Below are 23,952 nucleotides of genomic sequence, written 5' to 3'. Positions count from 1 at the left end.
GCCGGCCTGATTCCGCTTCCGCCATTCGAACCCAACCCGCTCCGAGCCCCGTCATGCGCAAGCCTCGCCTCAACTTCGCGCAGATTCTCGCGATGAACTTCGGGTTCTTCGGCATCCAGTTCAGCTTCGGGCTGCAGCAAAGCAACATGAGCCCGATCTACCGCTATCTCGGCGCCGACGAGGCCAGCCTGCCGTACCTGTGGCTGGCCGGGCCGATGACCGGGCTGCTGGTGCAGCCGATCATCGGCGCGATGAGCGATCGCACCGTCACCCGCTGGGGGCGGCGCACGCCGTACTTCCTGATCGGCGCGATCTTCTGCAGCCTGGGCCTGTTCGCGATGCCGTTCAGCCAGACCCTGTGGATGGCGGCCAGCCTGCTGTGGATTCTCGATGCCGCGAACAACGTCACGATGGAGCCTTATCGCGCCTTCGTCAGCGACAAGCTGGATTCGTCCCAGCATTCGCTCGGCTTCCTGACCCAGAGCGCGTTCACCGGCCTCGGTCAGACCTTGGCGTATCTGACGCCATCGTTGCTGGTGCTAATCGGCATGAACAAGGATGCGGTCAATGCCAGCAACATCCCGTACATCACGATCGCCGCGTTCGTCACTGGCGCCGTGTTCTCGATCGGCTCTATCGCGGTGTCCCTGCTGACCACGCGCGAGCACCCGATGACGGCGGATGAAATCGCCGCCGCGCGCAACGCGCCGCGCGGAGCGATGGCCACGCTGCGCGAGATTGCCGCCGGCATCGTCGACATGCCGCAGACGATGCGGCGGCTGTTCCTCGTCTGCCTGTTCCAGTGGTACGCGATGTTCTGCTACTGGCAGTACATCGTGCTGTCGCTGGCGCAGACGCTGTTCGGTACGTCCGACCAGACCTCCACCGCGTTCCGCGATGCCGGTCTCGTCAATGGCCACATCGGCGGCTTCTACAACTTCATTGCCTGCATCGGCGCGTTCGCGATGGTGCCCGTGGTGCGGCGGATCGGCGCCGCGCGGATGCACAGTGTCTGTCTGGCGCTGGCCGGCATCGGCATGCTGGCGATTCCGATGATCCACAGCGAAGCGCTGCTGTTCATCCCGATGATCGGCATCGGCCTTGCGTGGGGCAGCATCATGGGCAACCCGTACGTCATGCTGGCCGGCAGCATTCCCGCGCACCGCACCGGCCTGTACATGGGCATCTTCAACATGTTCATCGTGATCCCGATGCTGATCCAGATCGTGACCCTGCCGCTGATCTACCACCGCTGGCTCGACGGCAATCCGGAGAACGTGATCCGTCTCGCTGGCGGCCTGATGATCGCTGGTGGCATCGCCGTGCTGTTCGTGCGGCAGCCGGCGCCTTCGCTCGCGGCGGTCGCGCGCGGATGAACGCCCCGCACAGCGACGGGCCGCGCCTGCTGGCCGACATCGGCGGCACCAACGCCCGCTTCGCGCTTGAACGCGCACCGGGCCTGATCACGGATGTGCAGGTGCTGGCCTGCGCCGCGCATGACACCGCGGAATCGGCCATCCGCGCCTATCTGGCCGCCGTCGGCTCGCCGGCCGTGCTTCATGCGGCCATCGCCATCGCCAATCCGGTCGATGGCGATGCCGTGCGCATGACCAACCACCACTGGCAGTTCTCGATCGAGGCGCTGCGCGCCGCACTGGGCCTCACCACCTTCCGCGTCCTGAACGACTTCACCGCGCTGGCCCTGTCGCTGCGCCACCTGCGCGATGACGAACGGGTCGCCATCGGTGGCGGCGAGCGTCGCGCGGAGGCCGCCATCGGCCTCGTCGGCCCCGGCACCGGGCTCGGCGTGTCCGGCCTGATTCCGTCCGGCGATGGCCGCTGGACGCCGCTGGCGAGCGAAGGCGGCCACACGACGTTCGCGCCGGCCACGGCGACCGAGCGCGCGATTCTCGAATTCGCGCAGCGCGAGTTCGCCCATGTGTCGAGCGAGCGGCTGATCTCCGGGCCGGGTCTGGTGCTGATCCATCGCGCGCTGTGCACGCTGCGGGGTGAGGCGGTCGAGCCGCTGACGCCGGCCGACATCGCCCGCCGTGCGCAGTCGGGCGAGTGCCCGCAGTGCCGCGAGACCGCCACCGTGTTCAGCGGCATGCTCGGCACCTTTGCCGGCAATCTCGCGGTGACGCTCGGCGCGCTCGGCGGCGTTTATCTGGGCGGCGGCGTCATCGGCGGGCTCGGCAGTGCCTTCGACCGCGGCGAATTTCGCCGACGGTTCGAAGCCAAGGGCCGCTTCGAGGCTTATCTGCGCGGCATCGCGACGGTCGAGATCACGGCCGAGCAGCCGGCGCTGCGCGGCGTGGCCGCGGCACTCGCGGCACAACTCGACGGGCCGCGCGCGTGAGCCCGGCACCGCTGGCGCGCTACGCCGTGTTCGGCGAAGCGCTGACCGACATGATCCGCGGCACAGACGGCCGCTGGCTCGATCGGCCCGGCGGCTCGTGCTGGAACGTCGCGCGCGTCGGTGCGCGGCTCGGCATCGCCACCGGCTGCGCGACCGCGGTCAGCCAGGACTACTTCGGCGACGCGATCGTCCGCGCCAGCCGTGACGACGGCCTGGACCTGCGCTACCTGCAGTCGCATGCGCGTTCGCCGCTGCTGGCGATGGTGACCTCGACCCAGCCGCCGGAATACCAGTTCGTCGGCGATGACAGTGCCGACCTGCACTTCGATCCCGCCCGCCTGCCGTCCGGCTGGCTCGACGCGGCCGAGGTCCTGCATTTCGGCGGCATCAGCCTTGCGCGGCCGCGGCTGGCCGCGACCCTTTTGCCGATCGCCGACGCCGCGTTCGAGGCCGGCAAGGCCATCGCCTTCGATCCGAACTGGCGCCGGCCGATGGCTGATCCGGCCTATCGGCCGGTGTTCGAGCATCTGTTGCGCCGCGCCGCGTTCCTGAAGTTTTCCGACGATGACCTGCAGGCGCTGTATCCCGGGCTCGATGAGTCTGCGGCGGTCGCCGTCATCCGCGCGCAGGCGCCGGCGGCCGCGCTGATGATCACCCGCGGCGTGCGCGGCATGACCGTGTTCGACGGTGCGGCGGTGGTCGAACAGCCGGCGTTCACGGTGCCGGTGGTCGATACCGTGGGCTGCGGCGATGCCGCCATGGGCTGCTGGATCGCCACCCGTCTCGCCGCGCCGAACGCCAGCCTGGCGCAGCAGGCGGCACGGGCCGCCGCCGCGGCGGCCGTGGTCGCCGGTCATGCCGGCGCCTACGCGCCGACACCGGCCGACATCGATCGCCTGATCGCCGGTCGCGGCTGATCGGTCGCCTGCCGCCCCGCGCGGACCTTCGCCATACTGTCGCCCCCGCCGCCACGCCCGCTCGCACCATGCTGCCGCCCGATCATCCGCAACGCCTGATCCTCGCGAACGAAGTGCATGCGCGGCCGCCGGAAGCGGTGGAAACGCCATCGCGCGCGGCCTACGTGGCCTTGCTGGTCGAGCGCAGCGAGCGGGCGCGCGAGCTCGAGCATCTTTCCGCCTTGTGCCGGCAGTATTCGGCGCTGCCGCCGCTGGCGGACGCGACGCATTTCAGCGTCCAGCTCGGATCGATCCGTCTGAAGTGGGAGCGTCACGGCGAGTTCTCGAGCTTCACCGTGCTGGCCAGCGGTGCCAGCCGCACGCCGTTCGCGGAGCCGGTGACGGCGCTGCTGCCGCCCGGCTGGCTGGCCGGATTGCCGGGTTCGACCATCGTGGCGGCCCATGCCGAGCTGATTGCCGACGAGCCGCTGCAGGCGGCCGGCGCGCTGCAGCAGGCGTTCGGCAGCCATCTGGTGGTCGGGGCCGAGGTCGGCGACCGCGCCGCGCTGACCTATACCGACTTCCGCGTGCATGGCGATGGCTTCGCCCGCTTCCTGATCATCGATCGCTCGCTGACGCCGCGTCAGGCGGGCCGGACCTTGCAGCGCCTGTTCGAGATCGAGGCCTACCGCGTGCTGGCCTTGCTGGCGCTGCCGATCGCGCAGCGCTACTCGCCGCGGACGCTGGCGATCGAACAGGAACTGTCCGAGCTGACCGACCGCATCGCCGCTGACGGCGGTGACGACGAAACGCTGCTGCAGGCGCTGACCCGGCTTGCGGCCGAAGTCGAAAGCGGCATCGCCGCCAGCCAGTTCCGCTTCAACGCCTGTCGCGCCTATCACCAGCTGGTGCTGACCCGCATTGCCGAGTTGCGCGAGCAGCGACTGGCCGGCATCCAGACGATCGAGGAATTCATGGCGCGGCGTCTGACGCCGGCCGTGGCCACCTGTGCCACCGTGGCGCAGCGGCTGCATGACCTGTCCGAGCGCGTGGCGCAGGCCAGCGCGCTGCTGTCGACCCGGGTGGACATCACCCGGGAACGGCAGAATCAGGCGCTGCTGGCGTCGATGGACCGCCGGGCCAAGCAGCAACTGCGGCTGCAGCAGACGGTCGAAGGGCTGTCGGTGGCCGCGATCGTCTATTACGTCGCGGGGCTGGTCGGCTACGTTGCCAAGGCCGGCAAGGCCGGCGGCCTGCCGGTCTCGCCGGACCTGTTCGTGGGCCTTGCGATCCCGGTGATTGCCGTGTTCGTCATCTACGCGTTGCGGCGCGCCCGGCACGCGCTGCACGACGACTGAGTCGCATCGGCGGCGGCATCCGTGACCGGCATCACGATGAATCGGCACAACTCGGTGCCGACGATGCCGACAGGTTGAAGAATCCTACAGACGACGACGCCTGAGCGGCGGAGGGCTCTGCTACGCTCGATCCAATGTCGAATCATCGTCCGGAAGCTCCGGCTTCTCGTTGATTCTTATAAAAAATTCCATCGAACGCCGCTCAGGAGCCTGCCCATGATGCCGTCCCATGCCGACCGCGATCGCCGCCGTCGCGAACCCAGTGGCCGTGCCCGGATGCTGGCGCTGGCCGCCGTTCTTGCTTTCGGCGTCGTCCATGCTCAGGACACGCCGACGCCCCTCGAGCCGACGACGGAACCATCGGAGGTTCCCGAGGCACCCGAAGCGGCTGAAGCACCCGACGGCGTCGAATCTTCCGAGTCCCCAGACTCGCCAGCGCGCGATGCGGATGCCGATGACGGCACACTGCCATCGGCTCCGGGCGCCACTTCCAATCGCGAAGACGGCGCGCCGAAAGGGCCCGGAACCCGCGAGGGTTCGTCGCAAACCGATGCCAGTCCCAAGGGGCCAGGCAACCCCAGCCAGGCCGCCCCGAAAAGGTCGGAAGTACCGCATTGAGGTGAGGCCCGATCGGAGCCGTTGGCGGTGCAGCAGGGCAGAGCGAAGTCATTGATTTGCCTTGCCAAGGACGAAGTGGCGCGCGGTCTGCCTGACCGTTGCCGGTCACGCTAGAATCCGGCGCGCACGAGGCCCGCGCTTGCGTGGCCGATGCGGCTTCACCGCGAACAGGAGTGCGCGCAATTGGCGACCACCAGCGACCGTTTCGAGCGACAGTTGGCGGCGATCGTCTTCACCGACATCGTCGACTTCAGCGCGTTCGTGCACCGGGACGAACTGCTGGGCGAGCGCCTGCTGAATCGCCAGCGGCTGGTGGTCAGGTCGCTGCTGCCGGTCTACGGCGGGCGCGAGATCGAAACCGCCGGCGACAGCTTCCTGCTCGAGTTCAGCAGCGCGCTGGCGGCAGTCGAAGCCGTGGTGGCGATCCAGCAAAGTCTGCACGAGGTCTGCGCCGGGCATCCGGATGATCCACCGGTCGTGCTCCGGGCAGGCGTTCACCTGGGCGATGTCGAACGGCGTGGCACGCGGGTGTTCGGAGATGGCATCAACATCGCCGCGCGCATCCTGCCGCTGTCGCCGCGCGGCGGCCTGGCCATGTCGTCGACCGTGCTCGGGTCGGTGCGCCAGCGGCTGGCCCTGCCGGTGGCGGCAATCGACGCACCGGAACTGAAGCAGATCGACAGCAGCCTCGATGTCTTCGTGGTCGAGGCCGAGGCGGTGCGGCAGGTGGCGATGACCCGTCCGCGCGATCCCGCCGACGTCGCCCAGACCAGCGTTGGCAGGCGCGCCGGCGGCACGCGCTCGTTCTTCGCCGAGTTGCAGCGGCGCAATGTCTACAAGGCCGGCGCGATGTACGCCGTGATCGGCTGGCTGCTGGTCCAGGTCGCGACGCAGGTGCTGCCGTTCTTCGACGTGGAAGGCAGGCTGATCCGGGCGCTGGTCGTGCTGGTTGCGCTCGGTTTCCCGGTGGCGCTGCTGATCTCGTGGTTCTACGAGATGACGCCGTCCGGGCTCCGGCTCGAAAGCGAGATCGAGCAGTTGCCGGAGCGTCCGCCCGGCCTCGAGCCGGTGCTGACCCGGCCGGTGCTGGTCGCGTTGCTGGCGGTTGCGGCGCTGGTCGGAATCGACATGACCCTGCGCTACGGCAAGTCACCGGGACCGGACGTGAGTGCGGACGAGGGCCGGCATTCGATCGCCGTGATGCCGTTCAAGAGCGTTGGCGGTGGGGACGACGGCAGCTATCTGTCGTCCGGCATTCAGGACGAGATCCTGACCCGTCTGGCGAAGATCGGCTCGCTGAAGGTGATCTCGCGCTCGTCGACGGCCTACTACGCCGCGCAGCCGGCGAACCTGCGGACGATCGCGAAGGATCTGTCGGTGACCCACATCGTCGAAGGCAGCGTCCAGCGCCATGGCGATTCGGCCCGGATCGCCGTGCAGCTGATCGCGGCCGATTCCGACTCCAGCCTGTGGGCGGAAACCTACGACCGTCAGCTGACCGACATCTTCGGCGTCCAGAGCGAAGTCGCGACCGCGATCGCCACCGCGCTGCAGACCAAGCTGACCGGCGTGCAGCAGCAGGATCTGGCGTCGACGCCGACGCGCAACGCCAAGGCCTACGACGCGTACCTGCGCGGCATCGCGCTCGACGCCCGCACCTTCGATGCCAGCTATCTCGGCAGCACCGCGCTCTGGATCGGCAAGGCGGTGGAGCTTGATCCGGAGTTCGCGCTCGCCTGGGCGCGGCTGGCCCGGGTCGATGCCAATCGCGCGTTCTACGGCTTCGACCTGCAGCAGCGGCCGTGCGAACGCGCGCGCAACGCGCTGGAAACGGCCGTGCGGCTGGCGCCGGACCTCGGTGAGACCGATCTTGCCCGCGGCTACGTCCGCTTCATGTGCGATGACGATCTGCGGGCGGCCGAAGAAGCGTTCAATCGCGCGCGGATCAAGCTGCCGAACAGTGCCGACGTGCTGAGCGCGCTGGCCCAGATCGAGTGGCGCAATGGCGACTTCCCGGCAGTGCTCGCGCTGCTGCGGAAGTCGGCCGAACTGGACCCGCGAAATCCGGAACTGCTGTCGCGGCTGTCGCTGTATCTCGGAATCAACCGACAGATGGCCGAGGCGCGCTCGGTGGCCGACCGGGCGCTGAGCATCACGCCCGACGACGCCACGCTGACTGCCCAGAAGGCCTTGATCGATCAGGCCAATGGCGATCTCGACGGCGCTCAGAAGCTGCTCGACACCCTGCCGCTGCAGCCTTCGTCGTACGACGTGTTCGATCCGAAAGTGCTGCAGATGCTGTACCGAGGCCGCTTGCCGGAAGCGATCACGGTGCTGAACACCGCCTTGAGCCAGGATCTGACGAGCCTCGGCGTCAATGTCGCGGACTACCATGCACTGCTGGCGACCGCGGAACTGGCCAGTGGCCGCGCGGATGCGGCGCGTGCCGCGTTCGCCGCCGGCTACGAGCTGCTGAAGCCGTACGACGATGGCAGCCTGACCGACCTCAGCTCCAGCGGGGTCTACGCCCGGGGCATGCTGTGCCTGACCGCCACCGGGCTGAATCCGACCGCGGCCGACGGCAGCGACTGTGCGCGCCTGAAGCGCATTGCCACGTCCAGCAACAGCCAGTTCGCACTGACCGCCCTCGAGATTCTGGCGGTGACCCATGTCCTGGCCGGCCGTCACGATCAGGCGTTCGACGCGATCGGCAAGCTGCTGGAGCGGCCGTATACCAGTGTCCGATACACGTTCCCGCTGACGCCGGCGCTGCTCCGCGAAGACCCGATCTGGGCACCGTTGAAGTCGGATCCGCGCTTCGGCGCCTTGATCGCCGCCGACGCTTCCCCATCGCCCGAGAGTCCGGCCGGGCGCTGAGCGGCGACCCTTCGGGCGAGGCCGGCCCTGCGGTCGTCACCGACGAGCGGCGCCAGTCAGCGGAGACGGGCAGGGCGTCGGCCTGTCCGTCGGCGTTCGACTTTTCGACTTGCCGACTTTCCGACCATCCGGCCGCTATGCCGGATCAACCCTCGCGTCGCGCTTCGCGATCCGCGCGGCAGTCGCGCTGGCGGAGTCTCACCGGCGGCACTGCCGCATCTCCGGCAAGGCCATCACGCCAGTGGGCCGGGTCGATCGCCGAACGCCGTGTGCTCATTCCTGCCGCGCCAGCCTCTGCTGGACCTGATGGCTGGCAATACCAGCGTTCCTTCGTGCGCAGCAATTCGTTTTTAAGCCATTCGCGTTAATTCGCCTTCGAAATTTGATTTAATGCAGCTTGACTTTTGCCAAATCAGTATTTTATAAACCAGTTGTATTAAAAAAACGGTCGAAGTGCAGCGCGGTACGACATGCACATTCGGCTTGGTGCGAGGACATGGCAAGGCTTGCTGCACATTGACAGCCGCCTTGATTCGAACAGTGCGAAGGGGAGAGACCGTATGGAACCCGCCGGCGTTGCGTGCAACGAGGTGTCAGGAACAGTGCAGCCTGCAGAGGCTGGAATCCATGCAGACGATCTTGGCGCGAGGGCTCGTTCGCGACGTGGCCTCGCGGCATTGATCGGCGCAGCGGCGCTGCTGGGATCAAGCTTCGCGGCGCCAGCGCTTGCGCAGGACAGCAGCAGCAACGACGCCTCGCTCGACGAACTGCTGGGCCCGGCACCGGTCGACAGCGCTCCGCCGCCGGCAGCAGCACCCGCCGAGGCAGCGCCAGCAGCGGCCGCTGCACCTGTCGCGGCAACGGAACCGGCGGCGGCACCGGCCGCGGCTGCCGCCGATGCCGCGGCACCGGCGACTGCGGCCGAGGCCGAGGCCACGCCCGGCGCGGCTGAGACCACGACCAAGCGTCGCAAGAGCGGCATCATCGAGGAAGTGATCGTCACCGCGCAGAAGCGCGAAGAGAGCCTGACCGATGTGCCGATCTCGATTCAGGCATTCAGCCCGGAAGCACTGGCCGCGCGCGGCATCGACAACCAGATCGGCCTGAGCCGTGCAGTGCCGGGTCTGGATGTCGGCAGTCAGGCCGGTTACGCCACGATCTTCCTGCGCGGCATCGGTACCGAAGCGTTCCTGACCGCCGATCCATCGATCGCGAGCTATGTCGACGGCGTCTACTTCCCGTTTTCGCCGACCTTCGTGTCCGACTTCTCCGGCGTCAAGCAGGTGGAAGTGCTGAAGGGCCCGCAGGGCACGTTGTTCGGCCGCAATGCCGTCGGCGGTGCGATCAGCGTGACCAGCTATGCGCCGTCGTTTACCGAGGCCAACACCGATGTCGATCTCACCATCGGCAACTTCGCGCTGGTCAAGCCGCGCATCTACTCGAACTTCCCGATCACCGACAACTTCGCGCTGAACTTCAGCGCGTACTACTCGCAGTCCGACTCGAACCTGAGCAAGGACAGCCGCACCGGCGGTGAGCCGCTGCGCAAGCAGATCGACGAAGGCGTGCGCGTGCGCTCGCGCTGGGCACCGATCGAAGATCTCGACATCCAGTTCGGCTTCACCCGCACCCGCAACCAGAACAACGGTGCGATCGGCCAGAACCTGAATCCGAGCCCGCTGGGCCGCCTGCTGCTGATCCAGCCGCCGGACGACCCGCGCAACGTGCAGGTCAACACCCGGCTCTACGGCATCTCCGAAACCAGCGTCATCAGCACCACGAACACGTTCTATGCCCCGTGGCTGGACGTGAAGCTGCTGGCCAGCAAGCAGAAGAACAGCCTGCTGTACAACTACGATTTCGACGGCTCGACCCGGCCCTACGTCTCGTTCGATGTTCCGGGCCATCCGGCCGACATCACGCAGGGCGAGCTTCAGCTGATCTCGAACAAGTCGCAGCCGTTCGCGGACTTCCTCGATGTCACCGCCGGCGTCTTCATGTTTCACAACATCCAGGGCTTCAACCCGGTGCAGCTCGAAGTCGGCGATCTGGTGATTCCGCCGGTGCTCGGCAATCTGCTGCAGGATCTGCCCGTGGTCGGTCCGATCCTCGCACCGGGCCGCGCCTATCGCGTGCAGGCGCAGGCGCAGGTCAAGACCTTCTCGGCCGGCTACTACCTGCAGACCACCGCGCGCTTCACCGACTGGATCGCGCTGACGCTCGGCGCCCGCTACCAGCGCGAGGATCGTGGCGTTCACCGCTCCACCGTCAATCTGCTGGCCGGCACCACGAACCTTGGCGAGGCACTGGTTGGGGGCCCGCTGCTGACCTACAACCAGGCGCGTGACGATCAGGGCAACCTCTGGTGCCGAACCGCTCGACCACGCACGGCCTGTCGCCGAAGGTGACCATCGACATCCACCCGTTCCAGGACGAGACGCTGCTGTTCGCGTCGTTCCAGCGGGCGAAGAAGGCCCATGCCTACAACGCGTTCGCGGTCTACCTGCCGCCGCAGTACATCCGGCCGGAGGACACGACCGCGTATGAAATCGGCCTGCGCACGCCGCTGTTCAACGGCACCACGCGACTCAATCTGGCGGGCTTCTACTACCGCATCAAGGATCTGCAGACGCAGTACGTGTCGCTGATTTCCGGTGGCGCGCTGGCGTTCGAGAACGCGCCGCTGGCAACGTCGAAGGGTGTCGATTTCGACATCACTTCGGAACTGTTCCCGGAGACCATCGAAGGCTTTGCGGTGTCGCTGAACGGCGCCTATCTCGATGCCAAGTTCGGCAGCTATCCCAATGCCGCCGGCTACGATCCGCAGACGGGCCTGTTCTCGCCGAACAATGATTTCTCCGGCAACCGTCAGACGCGCACGCCGAAGTTTTCCGGAACGATCGCGTTCACCAAGCTGTGGACGCTCGGCAACAACGAAGTGGAACTCGGCGCGGACTACTACCGCAACACCGGCTTCTTCTACAGCGCCTCGAACGATCCGAACTACGAACAGAGCGGCTACGGGCTGCTCGGCGCCTTCCTGCGCTACGAGTTCGTGCCGTGGAAGGTGCAGGTGCGGACCTACGGCAAGAACCTGCTCAACAAGACCTACACCCAGGGCGTGATCTCCACCGATTTCGGCGGCGTGTTCTCGATTGCCGCCCCGCGTGAGTTCGGCGTGACGCTGTCGTGGAAATTCTGAGTTTGACGATTCGCAATCCGACTGCGCCGCAAATTCCACTGGAGGCCGTTACGCCATGAATTCAACTTCGCGCAAGCCCATGAACCTGGCCGCGCTCGCCCTGCTGTCGTTCGCCGGCAGCCCTGCCTTCGCCGACGCCCCGTCGACGACACCGCTGCGTCAGGGCCCGTATATCTCCGTGCTCGGCACGGCCGTCATTCCGGTCAACCGCGAACAGCTCAGCAACGGCTATGGCGGCACGCTGGGCTTCGGCTACCGCAAGGACTGGTATGCGCTGGAACTCGCCCCGACCGTGGTCAAGTTCAAGTCCACCGAATACCTCGGTGGCGGCGTCAATGCCCTGATCTTCCCGTTCCCGAGCTTTCCCTACGTCTACGGCGTTGCCGGCATTCAGGCCCTGCAGTACGTCAAGTTTCCGACCACCAGCGGCAACCGCGATTTCAACACGCTGAATGCCGATGGCGGTCTCGGGGCGCTGGTGCCGCTGCGTGTGGGTCAGTACCAGTTCGCCATTCGCGGCGAAGCGCGCTACCGCTACGGCAAGCGCGAGCGCGAGTACAACGATCAGGATGTCGACCTCAGCGCGCCGCTGCGCTATCGGCAAGTGGTGCTGCATCTGGGCCTGCAGTTCCCGCTCGGCTTTCTGCCGAACGAACCGGCTGCCGCCGCGCCGACCGAGCCGCAGGTGGTGCCACCGGAAGTGCCGGCCGACAGCGATGGCGATGGCGTGATCGATGCCACCGACCAGTGCCCGGATTCGCCGCCGGGCAGCGTCGTCGACGCGACCGGTTGTCCGCCGCCGCCACCGCCGCCGCCACCATGCAAGACCGCTGGCCCGGGCGAGAAGGTGTCGCTGGCGGGATGCGGCACCGGCGACAGCATCGTGCTGCGTGGCGTCAATTTCGACACCAACAAGGCGACGCTGACCGTCAACGCCAAGACCCTGCTCGATGACGTGGCTTCGGAACTGATCCAGTACTCGTCGATCACCGTCGAAGTCGGTGGCCATACCGATGCCCGTGGCAGCGATGCCGCAAACCAGAAACTGTCGGAACGGCGCGCCGCGGCGGTGATGAACTATCTGGTCAGCAAGGGTGTGGCGGCCGAGCGGCTGACCAGCGTCGGCTACGGTGAATCGCAGCCGATCGCCGACAACGACGGCGAAGCGGGCTGGGAACTGAATCGCCGCGTGGCGCTGAAGATCGTGTCGGGTACGGGCACGGTGTCGTCGCCGGAACCGGCTGCCGCCGATGCCGGAGCGCGCTGAGCGTCGGCGTATCGACATCCGCATGCGCGGCGTCGCCCATCAGCGCATCGCGGCTCGCGTCCGCGCCTTGATGCGGGCGTGGCCGATGGTGCTGCTGACGCTGGTGGCGGACGCGGCGGCAGACAGCGGGGACCGCACCGCCGTCACGCGCGGCCCCTGGCGCTTGAGCCTCTCCTGGTCGCCGCAGTTCTGCCACGCGGCGCCGGAGTTCTCGCAGGAAATCCAGTGCAGCACGGCACTGGGTTTTGCGCCGGCCGAGATCGTCGAATTGCCGGCGAGTGCCGACGGCGACTGCACGCGAGCGCGTGAAGTGCTGCCGCCGGATCAGCTCGTGCGCTTCCAGGAACTGTTGCGCAACCGGCGCTGGGGCAAGATCCAGGCGACGCGACGCTATCCGTGCGGCCAGGCCTTCGGCGTCGAGAACATTCTTGCCGGCGAGTATCTGTACGGCACGCTCAGGTTCCCGACGTTCGACACCGCCGGCCAGCGTGCCGACGCGGCGAATACCGATGACTTCGTACGCGGCTTCCGGGAACTCAACGGCTGGCCCGACAGCGTCACGATCACGCCGACCTGCGACCGCGGATGGCTGCGCTCGGTGGTGATCTGTGCCGACAGCGCCTTGCGATTCCAGACCTGCGAGGAACCGGCCGTCCCGCGCTGCCCGACGACGTTCAAGGTCCGCCCGCCAAGGGCTGACCTCGCGCGCTCCCGCTAGGCCGGATCCGGGAACATCGGCTTCGGTCGAAAGCTGCCGCCTTCGACGCCGAGGATGCCGTCGAGCACCAGATTCGCGATTCGGGGTGGCCCGTAGGCGGTCATCGTCACCCAGGTGATGTGATCGAAGTTGCCTTCGTCGCGGGTGGAGACCCAGCAGCCGCCGCTCGGCCCGAGGCGGATGTGATCGCAGCCGTCGATCACACGGCGCTGATAGTTGTGCAGATGGCCTGCGAATGCCGTGTACGGCCGGCCGGCGAGGGCCTGGCGAATCGTGACCAGTGCCGGATGCATCTCGCCCTGCCAGGCCGGGATGTGCATCAGCATCACGGTCCAGCGCACATCGGAATGTTCGCGCACGACGCTTGCTGCCCATTCGGCCTGATCTGCAGACAGATGCGCCGGCTGGCGCGCCTCGCTGTCCATCGCGGCTTCGATCCGCTCGGCGAAGGCTCGCGGGTTCGCGGCCTGCTCGCGCTGCAGCTTGCCGATGTCCAGATCTCGCTCCAGCTCCGGCGCCTGATGCGCCGGCGGGTCCACGCCGGCAAAGTCGGCCGCCCGCTGCGGCGGGTCCTGCGTGTTCAGCACCAGAAACAGCACATCGCGAAAGCGGAAGTGGTAGTTCAGCGCACCGAAGCGCCGCAGCCAGTCCGCCGCCATCGCCGGGTTGCTGACATCGTGATTGCCGGGCACGCGAAACAGTGGCACTTCGAGCGCTGCCGTCATCGCGTCGAACTCGGCCCACTCCGCCGCCAGCTGTGCCGGATTGCGGGTGTAGCCTTCGATGCAGTCGCCGATCTGGATCGCGAAATCGGGCCGCAAGAGATTGGTGGCCGCGATTGCGCGCTCGAAGACACCGGGCTTCGGCAGCCCGGTGCGGTCCGACAGCAGCACGAAGTTGAATTCCTGCGGCCGCTGTGGCCAGTGCTCCAGCCCCGACCACGGCGTGGCCGGGCCGATGCCGGGCAGTTGCAGCAGCGGCGCGACCGGCGCCACAGCCTGTTTCACGGCGCGCCGAGGCGCGAGCAGATGTAGTCGAGGTAGGTCTTCGGCCACATGAACTCGGACCAGCCCATGCCGCTGCGGCCATCGAGCTCGCAGCGCATCGCGCCTTCGTTCAGCACCGTGTGCGGGCCGGGAATCAGCGGGAAATGCGCGTAGTGCAGGCCGTTGAGCTTGGTCACGCGGCCGAGCGTGTCGACCATCTCGATCTCGATGTGTCGCTGGCGATACTGGTCGTCGTGATCGAACTCGACCTCGATCGATGCCATTTCCGCGATCACGCCGTCCTTCAGCACATAGCCGCGCAGCTCGGTGGTGCCGCGCGCCTGGAACTGCCAGAAATGCACGCAGAGATCGGGACCGGCCTGCGCGTGCAGCCACTTCCAGTGCTGCGGCGTCTGCCAGTCCCGAGTGCCCCAACTGTGATCACGGGCGCCGAGCGCTTCGAACGCAAGCTTGCGCTCGCCGACGCGAATCGTGCCGGTAACCCTGCCGGCCTGTTCGATGCGGTTGGTTGCCGCGTAGTCTGGACAGCCGTCCGGATGGAAGCCGTAGGCGTAGGGCGGATGGAAGGCCTCGAAGTGCGCGTGGATGCCGGCACCCTGACCCTCGAGGATCATCTCGGCCTTCTTGAACTGAAGGTCGTGCTTCAGATGCACCGAGCCGACACGCCAGTCGTCGAAGTTCATCGAGCGCGGCACTTCGATGCCGTCGATCGCTTCGGCGATGGGTTTGCCGCCGACGCCGGGGCCGAACACGACGAAGGCCGACCCGGCGACGCTGTCCTTGTTGACCCAAGTGTAGCAGAACGCCGCCAGATCATGTTCCGGCAGCACGAAGGTGTAGGGGACCGACTCGCGTTCGAGCGGCAGGTCGCGCAGCACGTGGCGACCGTCATTGACCGCATCAAGACCGGGGAACGGTCGATGTTTCAGTTGGGGTTTCACGGGAACTCCAAGGGCATGCCAACGGGAGAGGAGGGCGATGCGTCGACACGCATCGCCCTCCGATACTGATCACGCCATCAAGACGCGGATCGACGTGCCTCAGGCGGCTTTTTCGAGCGCGCCTTCGGTCGGCGTATCGGTCTCGTCATGGATGATGACGAGACCGTTGTCGCCGTCGAGCGTGATCGTCGCGCCGTCCGGAATCAGCTGCAGCGCGCCTTCGATCTGCACGCCAGGCAGGCCGAACTCGCGCGCCAGCAGCGCGCCGTGGCTGATCAGTCCGCCCGTTTCCAGCACGATGCCCTTGATCAGCATGAACACCGGCGTCCAGCCCGGATCGGTGGCATGGACGATCAGGATGTCGCCCTGCTTGACCTTGCCGATCTGGTTCAGCTCCAGCACCACGCGCGCCGTGCCGGTGACCTTGCCGACGCTGGTGGTCTTGCCACGCAGCACGCCGTCGCCCGAGATTTCCGGCTGGTCGATCGGCGCCGGACGGTCGGCGACGATGAAGGGGGCCGGGTGCCGGGCCTTGGTATCGATCGCGTTGAAGTTCTTGCGCCGCGCGTCGATCTTGGCTCGGGTCAGCCGCTTGTTATCCTTGCCTTCGAGCACTGCATACAGCTCTTCCATGGTCAGGAAGTAGCACTCCTTCATTTCCTTCAGGCCACCACGTTCGACGCAGCGCCGGCCGATCTCCTCGAAGCAGAGCTTGATGTCGTAGGTCGACCAGTCCATGACCTCGCGCTCGTTGTCGCGGTACTCGATGGAGTCATGCGAGAACTGGATCAGGAACTTGAACAGCTTGGCCTTGAACACGCCGAACTCGGGCGATGCGGCCAGATTGTCGTAGACGTGCTGGATCGATTCCTCGAGACGGGCACGGGTGCGGTGTTCCTGAATGCGCGGGTCCGGCGTGCCGAACAGGCCGGCGAACATGCGCAGATCGACCATCACGCTGTCGGCGCGACGATCGAAGTAGATGTCGCGATCCGGATGGCCGCGATGGCCGCGCAGGCGAACGTGCTCCTGATACTTCTTCAGGAACTCCGGGCCCTGAACGCACTGGCCGACGAAATCGAAGAAGCGCTCGTCCGGGTACTTGCGGTACAGCTCGCGCAGCTCCGGCGACTTGTAGACGAAGTTCGCCAGCTCCCACGACGCGTACGACTCCACGCCGGTGATGCACTCGTTGCGGGTGCCGGTCATCAGGTCCATGAAGATCGTCGGGCGGCCACCGGTGTACCAGTTGGCGCAGATCCAGCCGATCCAGCCCAGCGAGTCCCCCATGTACCAGAGCAGCCCGAACCAGGGCGGATCGTACGAGCTGATCTCGAGTCGGATCACTTCGGCAAGGTGCTTCTTCAGCTCCTCGTCGGACATCGCTTCGCGCTCGGCGACCGTGCGCGGCCGCGTGGCCTCGCGATAGACCGGGTTGTTGATGAAGTCGTCGCGGATCGCCTTCGGCCAGTTGAAGCCCATGTCCGGACGCGTGGTTTCCGCGCGCAGGAAGTACTCGATGTACCGGCCCCAGTCGAACGGGGCGTTCAGCACTTCCTCGTGCCACATCTTCGGAATCTTGTGCAGCAAGCCCGGACGCAGCGGCGGCGGGATCGACTGGATGATGCGATGACGATCGGCCTCGACGTTGTAGTACGACACGCCCTTGTAATAGCGCCACAGACGGCGCGTCGTGTAGTCCTGCTCCGGATAGCCGGCCACGTGAACGCCAACGCTGTGGCACTGGTTCAAACCCCAGCAGCGCCACGAGAACATCAGCGGGCTGATGGCGCCGGTCCACATCTCTTCCGGGAAGACGCGCGACCAGATGTTGTCGTAGGGCACGGCATCGCTGTTGCCCTGGACCGATTCGGTGACGTCGGCATCCCACGAGAACTCGACGCTGGTGATCGGTCGCGACTGCAGCGCGTAGAACTTGCCCTTGGCATAGCCCCACTCGATGTCCTGCGGCATGCCCTCGTACGCGGCCTGCACCTTGCGGCCGATGTCGGCGAGTTCCGCCACGCGCTCGTCGGTGAACGTGAACAGCTCGCGCAGGGAATCCGGCACATCCTGATGCACGGTGCCCACGCCGTTCGCGGCATCGCGGACGACCTGCACCTTCTTGCTGCCGAGGGTCTTCTGCAGCACCTTCAGGTTGCGGTGGCTGACGATGTACTCGTCCGGCGTGACGATGCCGGACACGATCGCTTCGCCGAGGCCCCAGCTGGCGTTGATCATCAGCTCGTCGGTCGCGGTGTTGATCGGGTTGCCGGTGAACATCACGCCCGACACTTCCGACTCCACCATCTGCTGCACGACGATGGCGATCGACGGGAATGCGTTGAATCCCTGGCTCTTGCGATACGAGACCGCACGTGCCGTCCACAGCGATGCCCAGCAGCGCTTGACGGCATCGATCACCGCCGCGTCGCCGCGGATGTCGAGGTAGGTGTCATGCAGGCCGGCGAACGAGGCGCCGTCCAGATCTTCGGCCGTGCCGGAAGAGCGGACTGCGACGTAGGTGTCCTGACCGAGCTTGGCGTATCCGGCGGTGATCTCGGAGGCGATGGCCGGCGGCACTTCGGTGCCGACGATGAGCCGGCGGATCTGCGCCACGGTTTCGTCGAGCGCCGTCGCATCCTGGTAGTTGATGCGCGCCAGCATCGTCGCGATCTGGCTCTTCAGGCTGTCGATATGGGCCATGTAGGCGCTGGTCGACACCACGAAGCCCGGCGGCACGACGAAGCCCTTCTGCGTCATGCGTCCAAGATTGGCGCCCTTGCCGCCGACCAGTGCGAGGTCGGTCCCTTCCGGATCGGCGAACCAGATCGTGTGGTTCGCGGCTGCTGCGATGCTCATCGTTTTCTCCTCCTGCTGTCGCGTGATGGCCGCCGGAGTGGACCCCGGCTGGTAAATCCGTATTGGGTCGAGGTGATGGTTCGGCTCAGCGCGACGGCTCCATCGTCATCGGCGGGCAGGCAATCGCTGCGGCCATCATCTCGATGGTGTCCTCGAACAATTCATCGAGTGGCAGATTCAGCTCCTCGCGTCGCGCGGCGTGCTGGATGAACGCGCTCAGGAACATCGTTCCGGCACTCTCCAGTCGCAGCCACAGGCGCCGCTCGCCGAGGAAAGCCAGCCGGCGGCCGAGCAGTGTGATCGCACGGCGATAGCTGACGCTGTTCGGCGACTCCACATCGACCGGGTGCGGCACGCCGCGTGGCCGATGGGTCGCCAGATAGGCGGCATGCAGTTTCATGTAGCCGACATCGTGCTGATGCTGGTACATGCGGAAGTTCGGCTCGAAGCACACCCGCAGCAGCCAGCGCAGATCGTTCAGCCGACCCTGCGCCTCGCCCAGTTCAAGCAAGGCCCTGCGGTGCGGCTCCAGCTGCCCTTCGCGCCATTCCAGGATCGCATTCAGCAGCCCCAGCTTGCTGCCGAAGTGGTACTGCACCGCGTTATTGTTCTTCTGGCCGGCCGCTTCGCTGATCGCGCGCAAGCCGACGCCATCGATACCGGCATCACCGAACAGACGCTCCGCGCAGATCATGAGCGCGATCTGCGTCCGCTCGCCCTTGCCGAGTGCCGTCTTGCTGTCGCTGCCATCCATTCGAAATGCCTTGCGAGCCCCGGCTTTTTGACCGTGGCTGAGTATTGACGGGCATTCCAATTTCTGTCAATCGACTTATTAATTTTGTGCAGCGCAGCGAAATCGTCAAAAAACCGCCGAGAAAAAGCTCGACATAAGCGTACCGACTTATTTGCAACCCGGCGCATGTCCGCCGTCGCCGCCGCAATCGGAAGCGCCGTTGGACTCTCAGGAACAAGGCGAGACGCCCGTGCCATGACCAACTGCCGGCGTCGGTCATCGCGCCGCGCCTCGGCCAATCCCGAATCCGCTCCATCGCCCCGATGCCGATGGGCGTCGATTGCCAATCCGCCGCGAATGCGCCCGCCGGACATGCTGCCGACGCGCTGCGCCAAGGTGACGCCGCGGTTGCCGGAGCCGTGGGGCACATTGTGACGCCGCGGCGATCTGCGGCCGCAGCGCGGGCCACGGGCCCCCACGGGACCCGCGAGCCGATCACCCATCGGTCGGTCGCCGCTCACTCCCAGGGAGCGAAGCCGCGTCGACGCGGGAATGTCAGGCACCTCCGCCGAGCCCGTCGCCCAACACTGCCTTGCATCCAACGCACAGGAATGCTTGTTGTCGTCCGATCAATGACTTGCGCCAGGGCTTCGAATGCGATGAATCAAGCCCGTGGTCGCTCCCGTGTGCAGCCACGCGCCCTGCTGAAAATCTGACAGTGGATTCTGACGCGACGCAGCAAATTCGATTTTGAGAAGCCAATCACAACGGCTGAAAAACCGTCGGTCAATTGTGACAAATGCATCATTTTCATCGGTCGGCAGCGCTGTAAGGTTTGGATCAACGGCGACGCGGTTGGGGCAAGAAGCCTTCCTAAACTTCATTAAATTTTCAGGCCTAGGACATTTGTCCTACGCCATGTGGATGAGGTCGATGCGAAGCGTCTTGGAAGTGACGCGGAAACGCGTTAAGTTCCAGCCAGACCGAAGTGCCGCCAAGAAACGCAAACTTGCATACAAAATAGCGTGCGGTCAGTCCGTCAAATCCTGACACGGGGAACGATGGCCAAGTTCGACATAGAAGATCTGCTGATCCCGGTGGGCGACGATGCGCCCAGCGGGCCCGATCTTGAATACGACGCTGACTTTCTGGCACTGGAGCGTGCGGCAGCGCCGAAAGCGGAAAAGGTGACAGGCGACAGCGTCATCGCCGGCGAAGAGCCGGATTGGGATGACGTCGCCGAACGGGCGGCAGGCCTGCTCGAACGCAGCAAGGACCTGCGCGTCGCGATCCATCTCGCGACCGCCTGGCTGCGGATCGGCGGGCTTGCCGGCTGGTCTGCCGGCCTAGCGCTGATCCATGGCCTGCTCGAGAACTTCTGGGCCGATGTGCATCCGCAACTCGATGCCGAGGATGACGACGACCCGACCCTGCGTGTGAATTCGCTGGCACCGCTCGGCAGTCTGAACGGCCCGCTGCGTTACTTGCGGGCCACGGTGTTCGTGCAGTCGCCGCGGGTCGGCAAGATCACGCTCCGCGACCTGAAGATCGCCAACGGCAGCCTGAAGCCCGCCGCGGTCGGCGATGACGACACGCCGCCGCCGCCAACCGTGTCGATGTCGGAGATCGAGGGCTGCTGCCTGGACTGCGCCGAAGAGCTGCTGCACGCCAGCGCCGCCGCAGCCCAGTCCGCGCTCGACAACGCCAAGGCGATCGAGAAGGTGCTCGACGGTCATCTCGGCAGTCTTGGCCCGAACCTCAAAACCCTGCTGTCGGATCATTTCGAGCTCCACAAATTCCTGTCGGCGCAGGTCGCGAAGCGCGCGCCGCCGACCGATGACGATGAGGACGAAGCCGACAGCGACGCCGGCGATGACGATGCCGGCGACGACGACCGCAGCACGGCCTCCGGCACCGGTGGCGGCGGCCGTTCGGTGCAGGCCGGTGGTGGCCGCATCGCCGGTCCTGCCGACGTGATCAAGCGCATCGACGAGATCTGCGAGTACTACGCGCGCTACGAGCCGTCGAGCCCGGTGCCGATGGTGCTGCGGCGGGCTCAGCGTCTCGTCGGCAAGGATTTCCTGCAGCTGTTGCAAGACCTCGCACCCGATGGCATCGACCAGCTGCGCGTCGTCACCGGCGCCCAGCCCGAGGCGGAAGCCGATGACGATGACGATTGACGGCGATCCGGTCGGTGTGGGTCGAAAGGGGCGGCACGGCGGAGGTCTATGACGCGGATCTGCGGCATGACGAGGGGTCTGGACCGGCTCGCGTCGAGCCGATGGTAGGGACAGTGGCTTCGCCGATGGGCACGTCGGTAACCGCGCGAAGCTGAACAGTTTTTGTCGTTGCACCATGCGGTGCCCCGGGCACCGCGACTCGAAACTCAGGAGAAACGGGATGGCCAAGCAAAGCAGTCAGAAGTTCATCGCCCGCAACCGGGCGCCCCGCGTGCAGATCGAATACGACGTGGAGGTCTATGGCGCCCAGAAGAAGGTGCAGGTGCCGTTCGTGATGGGCGTGATGTCGGACCTGTCCGGTGCGAACAACTCGACGCTGCCGGGGATCGAGGAACGCAAGGCGCTGGAAATCGACGTCGACAACTTCGACAGCCGCCTGCAGGCGATGAAGCCGCGCGTCGAGTTCTCGGTGCCGAACACGCTGACCGGCGAGGGCAATCTTCCGGTGAACATCACCTTCGAAAGCATGGACGATTTCTCGCCGACCGCCGTCGCCCGCAAGGTGGGCCCGATCGCGAAGCTGTTGGAGGCTCGCACCCAGCTGGCGAATCTCGGCACCTACATGGATGGCAAGGCCGGCGCCGAAGAGCTGATCGCCAAGGCGCTGAAGGACCCGTCGCTGCTGCAGTCGCTCGCGTCCGCTCCGAAGCCATCCGACAACACCTGATCTGGAGATCCTGCCCCCATGTCCACCGAACAACTGGCTGAAGCCGGAACCGGCACCAGCTTTGCCGAAGGCGGCGACTTCGCGTCGCTGCTGACCAAGGAATTCAAGCCGAAAAGCGATCGTGCGCGGGAAGAGGTCGAGTCCGCAGTCCGCACGCTGGCCGAACAGGTGCTGAACAAGTCGGACATTGTGTCCGACGACGTGACGCAGACGATCAATGCCTATGTCGCCGAACTCGATCGCAAGATCACCGAGCAGCTGAACCTCGTCCTGCATCATCCGGAGTTCCAGAAGCTCGAGAGCGCCTGGCGCGGCCTGCACTATCTGGTCAACAACACCGAGACCGACCAGCAGCTGAAGATCCGCGTCATGAACATCTCCAAGAAGGAGCTGGGCAAGACGCTGAAGCGCTACAAGGGCACGGCCTGGGATCAGAGCCCGATCTTCAAGAAGATCTACGAAGAGGAATACGGCCAGCTTGGCGGCGAACCGTACGGCTGCTTCATCGGCGACTATTACTTCGACCAGAGCCCGCCGGATGTCGAACTGCTGGCTGGCATGGCGCAGGTTGCCGCCGCGGCGCACGCGCCGTTCATCGCCGCCGCGAACTCCACCTTGCTCGGCATGGATTCGTGGAGCGAGCTGACCAACCCGCGCGATCTCGCGAAGCTGACGTCGACGCCGGACTACGCCGCCTGGCGCTCGCTGCGCGATTCCGATGACGCCAAGTACCTGGCGCTGGCGATGCCGCGCACGCTGTCGCGCCTTCCGTACGGCGCTGCCACCAATCCGGTCGAGGAATTCAACTTCGAGGAAGACGCGAACGGTCAGGATTCCAGCAAGTATCTCTGGCAGAACGCGGCCTATGCGATGGCCGTCAACATCAATCGGTCGTTCAAGGAATACGGCTGGTGCTCGCGCATTCGCGGTGTCGAGTCCGGAGGCATGGTCGAAGGTCTGCCGGTCCATACCTTCCCGTCGGATGACGGCGGCGTCGACATGAAGTGCCCGACCGAGATCGCGATCAGCGACCGCCGTTCGGCCGAACTCGACAAGCTCGGCCTGATGCCGCTCGTGCATCGCAAGGGCACCGACATGGCGGCGTTCATCGCGGCCCAGTCGCTGCACAAGCCGGCCGAGTACGACGACCCGGATGCCACGGCCAATGCCGCTCTCGGCGCGCGTCTGCCTTACTTGTTCGCGTGCAATCGCTTCGCGCATTACCTGAAGTGCATGGTCCGCGACAAGATCGGCTCGTTCAAGGATCGCAGTGCGATGGAAAGCTGGCTGCAGAGCTGGATCAACCAGTACGTCGATGGCAACCCGGCGCTGTCGTCGGAAGACACCAAGGCCCGCAAGCCGCTGGCTGGCGCACAGGTCGTGGTCGAGGAAATCGAAGGTGCCCCGGGCTACTACCAGTCGCGCTTCTACCTGAAGCCGCACTACCAGCTCGAGGGTCTGACCGTGTCGCTGCGGCTGACGTCCAAGCTGCCTTCGGAAAAGAAGTAGGGCTGAAAGGGAACGCCGGCTCCATGGAGCCGTGATCGGGAAGGCTGCGAATCAACCGCAGGCGCGGCAGTCCTTGCACTCGTTGATGTGATTGCGGAATCCGTAACAACCTCACAGGAGAAGATGTCATGGCATTGGACATGTATTTGAGCTTTGACGGCAACAAGAAGATCAAGGGCGAATCGAAGGCCGAAAACTTCGTCGACCAGATCGAGATCCTCGCGTGGAGCTGGGGCGCCAGCCAGAGCGCCACCACCCATTACGGTGAAGGCTCGGGCGCTGGCCAGGCCAACATTCAGGACCTCAGCGTGACGAAGTGGGTCGATGCGGGTTCGGCCGGCATCCTGCAGTGCTGCGTGGCGGGCGAGCACATCCCGGAAGTGGTGCTGACGATGTGCAAGGCCGGCGGCATCGACAACAAGCAGAAGCCGTTCCTGAAGCTGACGCTGACCGACGCGATCATCACTTCGTACTCGACCGGCGGCAGCGGCGGCGAAGACCGTCTGACCGAGAACATCTCGATCAACTTCGCGAAGGTGAAGTTCGAGACGCTGAAGCAGGACAAGAAGGGCGTCATCGCGCCGTCCGGCACGGCGAGCTACGACATCCCGGCGAAGAAGGTCTCGTAAGGCTGTCCATTCAGGGCAGGCGAACGCGGATCGGTTGTCCGCTTCGCCTGTCCCGGTTTTCCAGAATTC

General features: G+C 65.9%; 18 protein-coding genes. 13 read left to right on the top strand and 5 right to left on the bottom strand.

The genetic code is table 11. The features are described 5' to 3' along the window. Nucleotides 1-53: 53 nt before the first annotated feature. The 4 genes from QZ951_RS17085 (at nt 54) to QZ951_RS17070 (ending at nt 4,613) form a co-directional block, all read left to right on the top strand. Nucleotides 54-1,376 (top strand): MFS transporter, encoded by a 1,323-nt coding sequence (locus QZ951_RS17085; RefSeq protein WP_293002790.1) that lies wholly within the window; start codon nt 54-56, stop codon nt 1,374-1,376. Further along, the gene (locus tag QZ951_RS17080) at nt 1,373-2,359 is read left to right on the top strand and encodes a glucokinase (RefSeq protein WP_293002788.1); all 987 of its coding nucleotides are present in this window, start codon (nt 1,373-1,375) and stop codon (nt 2,357-2,359) included. Before QZ951_RS17085 ends, QZ951_RS17080 begins: the two co-directional genes overlap by 4 nt. Continuing rightward, nucleotides 2,356-3,276 (top strand): carbohydrate kinase, encoded by a 921-nt coding sequence (locus QZ951_RS17075; RefSeq protein WP_293002786.1) that lies wholly within the window; start codon nt 2,356-2,358, stop codon nt 3,274-3,276. Before QZ951_RS17080 ends, QZ951_RS17075 begins: the two co-directional genes overlap by 4 nt. Before the next feature lie 68 nt (nt 3,277-3,344). Continuing rightward, a complete protein-coding gene (locus QZ951_RS17070; RefSeq protein ID WP_293002784.1) occupies nt 3,345-4,613 on the top strand; it encodes a DUF3422 family protein in 1,269 nt (422 codons plus the stop codon). A 120-nt stretch (nt 4,614-4,733) separates the two neighbouring features. On the opposite strand, the gene QZ951_RS17065 is transcribed toward QZ951_RS17070, so the two are convergent. Continuing rightward, nucleotides 4,734-4,931, bottom strand: a complete 198-nt coding sequence (locus QZ951_RS17065) for a hypothetical protein (RefSeq protein WP_293002782.1) — start codon at nt 4,929-4,931, stop codon at nt 4,734-4,736. Nucleotides 4,932-5,414: 483 nt separating this feature from the next. On the opposite strand from QZ951_RS17065, the gene QZ951_RS17060 reads away from it, so the two are divergent. From QZ951_RS17060 to QZ951_RS17040, 5 genes are all read left to right on the top strand, one after another. Continuing rightward, nucleotides 5,415-8,108: an adenylate/guanylate cyclase domain-containing protein gene (locus QZ951_RS17060; RefSeq protein ID WP_293002780.1), complete on the top strand. Its 2,694-nt coding sequence runs from the start codon at nt 5,415-5,417 to the stop codon at nt 8,106-8,108. 677 nt (nt 8,109-8,785) lie between these two features. Continuing rightward, entirely contained in the window at nt 8,786-10,516 is a 1,731-nt protein-coding gene (locus QZ951_RS17055) for a TonB-dependent receptor (RefSeq protein WP_293002778.1), read from the top strand. After that, nucleotides 10,474-11,310 carry a TonB-dependent receptor gene (locus tag QZ951_RS17050; RefSeq protein ID WP_293002776.1) on the top strand — a complete coding sequence of 279 codons (837 nt, stop codon included), beginning with the start codon at nt 10,474-10,476 and terminating at the stop codon, nt 11,308-11,310. Before QZ951_RS17055 ends, QZ951_RS17050 begins: the two co-directional genes overlap by 43 nt. A gap of 79 nt (nt 11,311-11,389) precedes the next feature. Continuing rightward, complete coding sequence (locus QZ951_RS17045) at nt 11,390-12,577, top strand: OmpA family protein (protein WP_293002774.1); 1,188 nt, start codon at nt 11,390-11,392, stop codon at nt 12,575-12,577. Next, nucleotides 12,561-13,295: a hypothetical protein gene (locus QZ951_RS17040; protein WP_293002772.1), complete on the top strand. Its 735-nt coding sequence runs from the start codon at nt 12,561-12,563 to the stop codon at nt 13,293-13,295. Before QZ951_RS17045 ends, QZ951_RS17040 begins: the two co-directional genes overlap by 17 nt. Here the strand turns inward: QZ951_RS17040 and QZ951_RS17035 are convergent. The 4 genes from QZ951_RS17035 to QZ951_RS17020 form a co-directional block, all read right to left on the bottom strand. Continuing rightward, nucleotides 13,292-14,302 (bottom strand): hypothetical protein, encoded by a 1,011-nt coding sequence (locus QZ951_RS17035; protein ID WP_293002770.1) that lies wholly within the window; start codon nt 14,300-14,302, stop codon nt 13,292-13,294. The genes QZ951_RS17040 and QZ951_RS17035 overlap by 4 nt on opposite strands. Beyond that, nucleotides 14,299-15,243, bottom strand: a complete 945-nt coding sequence (locus tag QZ951_RS17030) for a hypothetical protein (RefSeq protein WP_293002768.1) — start codon at nt 15,241-15,243, stop codon at nt 14,299-14,301. Before QZ951_RS17030 ends, QZ951_RS17035 begins: the two co-directional genes overlap by 4 nt. Nucleotides 15,244-15,342: 99 nt before the next feature. Continuing rightward, nucleotides 15,343-18,105 (bottom strand): PEP/pyruvate-binding domain-containing protein, encoded by a 2,763-nt coding sequence (locus QZ951_RS17025; RefSeq protein ID WP_293002766.1) that lies wholly within the window; start codon nt 18,103-18,105, stop codon nt 15,343-15,345. A gap of 85 nt (nt 18,106-18,190) precedes the next feature. Beyond that, a complete protein-coding gene (locus QZ951_RS17020; protein ID WP_293002764.1) occupies nt 18,191-18,859 on the bottom strand; it encodes a TetR/AcrR family transcriptional regulator in 669 nt (222 codons plus the stop codon). 1,040 nt (nt 18,860-19,899) lie between these two features. On the opposite strand from QZ951_RS17020, the gene tssA reads away from it, so the two are divergent. The 4 genes from tssA to QZ951_RS17000 all read left to right on the top strand — a co-directional run bounded on the left by tssA (nt 19,900) and on the right by QZ951_RS17000 (nt 23,883). Beyond that, nucleotides 19,900-21,018: a type VI secretion system protein TssA gene (gene tssA, locus QZ951_RS17015; RefSeq protein WP_293002761.1), complete on the top strand. Its 1,119-nt coding sequence runs from the start codon at nt 19,900-19,902 to the stop codon at nt 21,016-21,018. A 220-nt stretch (nt 21,019-21,238) separates the two neighbouring features. Beyond that, nucleotides 21,239-21,745 carry a type VI secretion system contractile sheath small subunit gene (tssB, locus tag QZ951_RS17010; protein ID WP_293002759.1) on the top strand — a complete coding sequence of 169 codons (507 nt, stop codon included), beginning with the start codon at nt 21,239-21,241 and terminating at the stop codon, nt 21,743-21,745. An 18-nt stretch (nt 21,746-21,763) separates the two neighbouring features. After that, nucleotides 21,764-23,254: a type VI secretion system contractile sheath large subunit gene (tssC, locus tag QZ951_RS17005; protein ID WP_293002757.1), complete on the top strand. Its 1,491-nt coding sequence runs from the start codon at nt 21,764-21,766 to the stop codon at nt 23,252-23,254. Nucleotides 23,255-23,382: 128 nt separating this feature from the next. Further along, nucleotides 23,383-23,883 carry a type VI secretion system tube protein Hcp gene (locus tag QZ951_RS17000; RefSeq protein WP_293002755.1) on the top strand — a complete coding sequence of 167 codons (501 nt, stop codon included), beginning with the start codon at nt 23,383-23,385 and terminating at the stop codon, nt 23,881-23,883. Nucleotides 23,884-23,952: the final 69 nt, after the last annotated feature.

Origin of the sequence: Nevskia sp. (assembly GCF_021732705.1) — a bacterium.
Taxonomy (GTDB): Bacteria; Pseudomonadota; Gammaproteobacteria; order Nevskiales; family Nevskiaceae; genus Nevskia.
Note: the sequence above shows the minus strand (reverse complement) of the source record. Positions and strands in the feature narration are given on the sequence as shown.